Raw genomic sequence first — 3,385 nt, 5'->3', positions numbered from 1 at the left:
GGAAAGGGTAGAATGTTAGCAGCGACAGAAATCATAAGCATTTCTTTTAACCTTAAAAAAAGTATTATGGCAAAAACTCTTTCAATTGCATTCAGTCAAGTCGCACAAACAAAAGAAGTAAGAAAACTTTTAGAGGATGCCGAAAAAACGTCTGACCAACAAATAAAAAGTTTTTCAAAAATTATGCAAACGGATAATTTACCAGTTCCTAAGTCGTGGGAGACTGAAGTTACAACTTCAACAGATTCTCCTTTTTCTGATAAGTTAATGTTGTATCATACTGGTTTCTTATTCCAAGCCGCACAAGCGTATCACGGGGCAGGTTTAGCATCCGCAATGCGAACAGACCTTGTAGCCACTTACGAAAGCACCATTCTACAAAATCTTATGCTTACTAAAAAGTGGTTTAATATTATGATGCAAAATAAATGGTTAGAGCAGCCTCCACTTGCTCCTAATAGAAAAGAAATTGCAAAAGAAAAGTAACAGAGATTATTATTATGGTGTTTATAAATGAATAAGAATGCATTTGAAAGACTAATGTGGAGTATTGCACTTCCTGGGTTTGGGCAGTATTTAAACGGAAAGTATTTTAAAGGCACAGTTTTATTGATACTTGAATTTTTGATTAATGTACAAGCTAATTTTAATCAGGTCATACTTCTAAGTTTTCATGGAGAAATTGGGGATGCCATAAAACATGCTGAATATCAGTGGTTGATGTTTTATCCTTGTTTATACTTTTTCTCTATGTGGGATGCGGTGAAAGATGCAGGCGGAGGGAAAGACCCTTATTCTTTTCTTCCGTATGTGTTTGCTGCATTTTTTGTTACCGTTGGATTGATTTTTTCCTCGAACTTAATGATATTTGGAGTGTTATTGGGTCCTGTTTGGCTTCCAATATTGTTTGTTTTTCCTGGAATAATCATTGGATTTATTACTAGAAAAATCATAAAAAACATTCCTTAGAAAACCATCCACTATTACAATCAAAAGTGGATGGTTTTTTATGTTCCAATTAGCGAAGTTTATTAAACTAAACTGCACCTTAAGTACAGATACTTCTACAAAAAAGGCACTTCCCCTTCTTTAAGGAAAGCACCCGTTAGTTGAAGAGTGACGCTAACAAATTATACAAAGAATGAATAATAATAACTGACCAAAGAGAGTTACTTTTCTTATATACAAACCCAAATATAATACCCATTACAAAAACTGATATTATGGAACTTAAAATATAAGGGAATTCAAAAAGACCTTTGTAAAACCAAATGGGAAAATGAATTGACACAAAGAGGAAGGATGTAATTGTATTTGCTATCCAAAACCTAAAAGAATCCATAAGTTTCCTTAATAAAAAACCCCTAAAGACAATTTCCTCAGTTATTCCAACTAATAGAATAATATTAAGCCATTCGTTAAACCTTATTGAAAATAGATAGTATTATCTAAAACAATGAAATTTAAAACTACAAAAAAGGATATGAATACCAAGGATACCCAACCTGTCCACTTTAAACCTTCTCTAAAGTTATGACATAATCCTAAATAGGAAAACGGAGAACATTTCTCCATAATTTTAACTATTAATATAACTGGAATGACCCAAATAACTATTTTAATAATGGCAGATGTTATAGCTCTTGGAACAGAATCCATCAAATCTAAATATTGAACTAACCATAATTCTCTAATACACCATAGGGCAAAAAATGTTATGAAATATACCCAAATATAATTCTTTTTTACTTTTATATCTATCAGAATCCCCCCCTTTTCTTCTTCAAGAATCCTGCTTCGTTAGTTCAATAAATTCAACAAAAAGGTGCGTAATCCTTTTTGGATCAACGCACCGTTAGCTAAACAACATTAACTTTTAAAAGATAAGCCCTTTCCAATAGGTTGAATTGAATTTATTACTGCTTCTCCTACTTTCTTACTTACCAATCTTTCAATTATCCATCCAACTAAATCTTGTGCGGCTAAGCAACCAGCCGCAGTTGCGATATTATTTTCAACAATAAATGATTCTTCAACAACGGTAACATTAAATTTTTCTAATTCCTTTTTCGCTGTTGGGTAAGTGGTTGCAGTCATACCGTCTAATAAACCAAGAGCTCCTAAAATAAGTGCTCCAGAACACATAGAACCTACTAACTGTTTCGCTGGATTTATTTTTAGTCTTTTAAGATAATTTTCATCTTTATATAGTCTCCTTGTTCCTGGACCACTGGCAAATAAAATTGCATCTGCATTGCTTAGTTCATCAATAGACGAATGGATTAGAACTGTAAGACCAGTAACCGAACTATGAGTTTCTTTAGTCCCATAAATTCGAACATTCCATTCAGGATGTTTAACACGATTTAATATGTCCCAAGGTAAAAAAACATCAATATCCGTAAAATCATCAAATGCAACAATAGCAATTTCCATTATACCCTCTCCCTCTCCTTATAAAGAATTAAATTTTTTTGGTTAAACTAACCTTCACCGTTTATTGAATAAATTCAACAAAAAAGTGCATTAATCCTTCTTGGATCAACGCACCCGTTACTATAAGGACATCTTTTCACAAACTACTTCCAAATCTCATCTAATTTATTCGAATAAAAATCAATTGCTTTTTTATATTTTGATATTTCATCATCTGTTGTTGTATCTATTAAGCATTTTAGTAACAACTCCATCGCTTTGCTATGTTCATTCAAATTATATAAGGTCATCGAATAGAATGTCTTAATAGCCCTGTTGTCTGGAAATGATTCAATCCCCTTTAGAAATATACTTTTTGACTTTTCATATTCTCCTAATGTCCTATATGTACTCCCTAATCCTAATAAGGCTCCTTCCAATTCCTTTGAAGACAACCCTAATTTGATTGCTTTTTCATAAAAGGGTACTGCTTTCGATTCTTCTCCTAATAAATCAAAACTCCAAGCACATTGATAGTTAATTGATGCATTATTAGGGAACTCCTGCACCAGATTCATAAGTAATTCATTAGATTCTTTATGATTTCCACTCTTCCGTAAATCAACAGCCTTTTCTAATTCTATTTGCACCATTTTCATCTCCAATGCTTTGTCTGTTAGTTCCACTAACCTGCCCCGTTAGTTCAATAAGAAAAAAGGCTTTACTCCTTCTTGAAGTAAAGCACCCGATAGTTTAAGTATAAAATTTCACAATCTTTCGTATTGAATGGCGACCCTTAGCTTAGAGAATGCCTCCTTTTATTTTAAGAAATGTATTCTAAACGTATTACAATACTTCAATTTTATAAATTACTTTTTTAAATAATTATTTGGTTTTTTGAGGAAACTAAATGCAATTAGGGAGGGATAAAATGCAAACCTTTTTTCGTATAGGATTGATTTTAATATCA

5 protein-coding genes are annotated in these 3,385 nt (G+C 32.3%); 2 read left to right on the top strand and 3 right to left on the bottom strand.

The window, feature by feature from the left end:
• The coding region (locus V7138_RS24580; RefSeq protein WP_335402570.1) for a DUF3231 family protein at positions 1-486 on the top strand (486 nt) is incomplete at its 5' end.
• 27 nt (positions 487-513) lie between these two features.
• The gene (locus tag V7138_RS24575; RefSeq protein WP_335402568.1) at positions 514-969 is read left to right on the top strand and encodes a hypothetical protein; all 456 of its coding nucleotides are present in this window, start codon (positions 514-516) and stop codon (positions 967-969) included.
• A 136-nt stretch (positions 970-1,105) separates the two neighbouring features.
• Here V7138_RS24575 and V7138_RS25330 read toward each other — a convergent pair whose 3' ends face one another.
• The 3 genes from V7138_RS25330 to V7138_RS24565 form a co-directional block, all read right to left on the bottom strand.
• Positions 1,106-1,402: a lysostaphin resistance A-like protein gene (locus V7138_RS25330; RefSeq protein ID WP_438824400.1), complete on the bottom strand. Its 297-nt coding sequence runs from the start codon at positions 1,400-1,402 to the stop codon at positions 1,106-1,108.
• Positions 1,403-1,869: 467 nt separating this feature from the next.
• Positions 1,870-2,436: a DJ-1/PfpI family protein gene (locus V7138_RS24570; RefSeq protein ID WP_335402566.1), complete on the bottom strand. Its 567-nt coding sequence runs from the start codon at positions 2,434-2,436 to the stop codon at positions 1,870-1,872.
• 143 nt (positions 2,437-2,579) lie between these two features.
• Complete coding sequence (locus tag V7138_RS24565) at positions 2,580-3,065, bottom strand: tetratricopeptide repeat protein (RefSeq protein WP_335402572.1); 486 nt, start codon at positions 3,063-3,065, stop codon at positions 2,580-2,582.
• Between the last annotated feature and the right edge of the window lie 320 nt (positions 3,066-3,385).

The organism is Bacillus sp. JJ1533 (assembly GCF_036965045.1).
Lineage (GTDB): Bacteria > Bacillota > Bacilli > Bacillales > Bacillaceae_L > Ferdinandcohnia.
The sequence above is the reverse complement of the archived record's forward strand: the minus strand, read 5'-3'. Positions and strand labels throughout refer to the sequence as shown.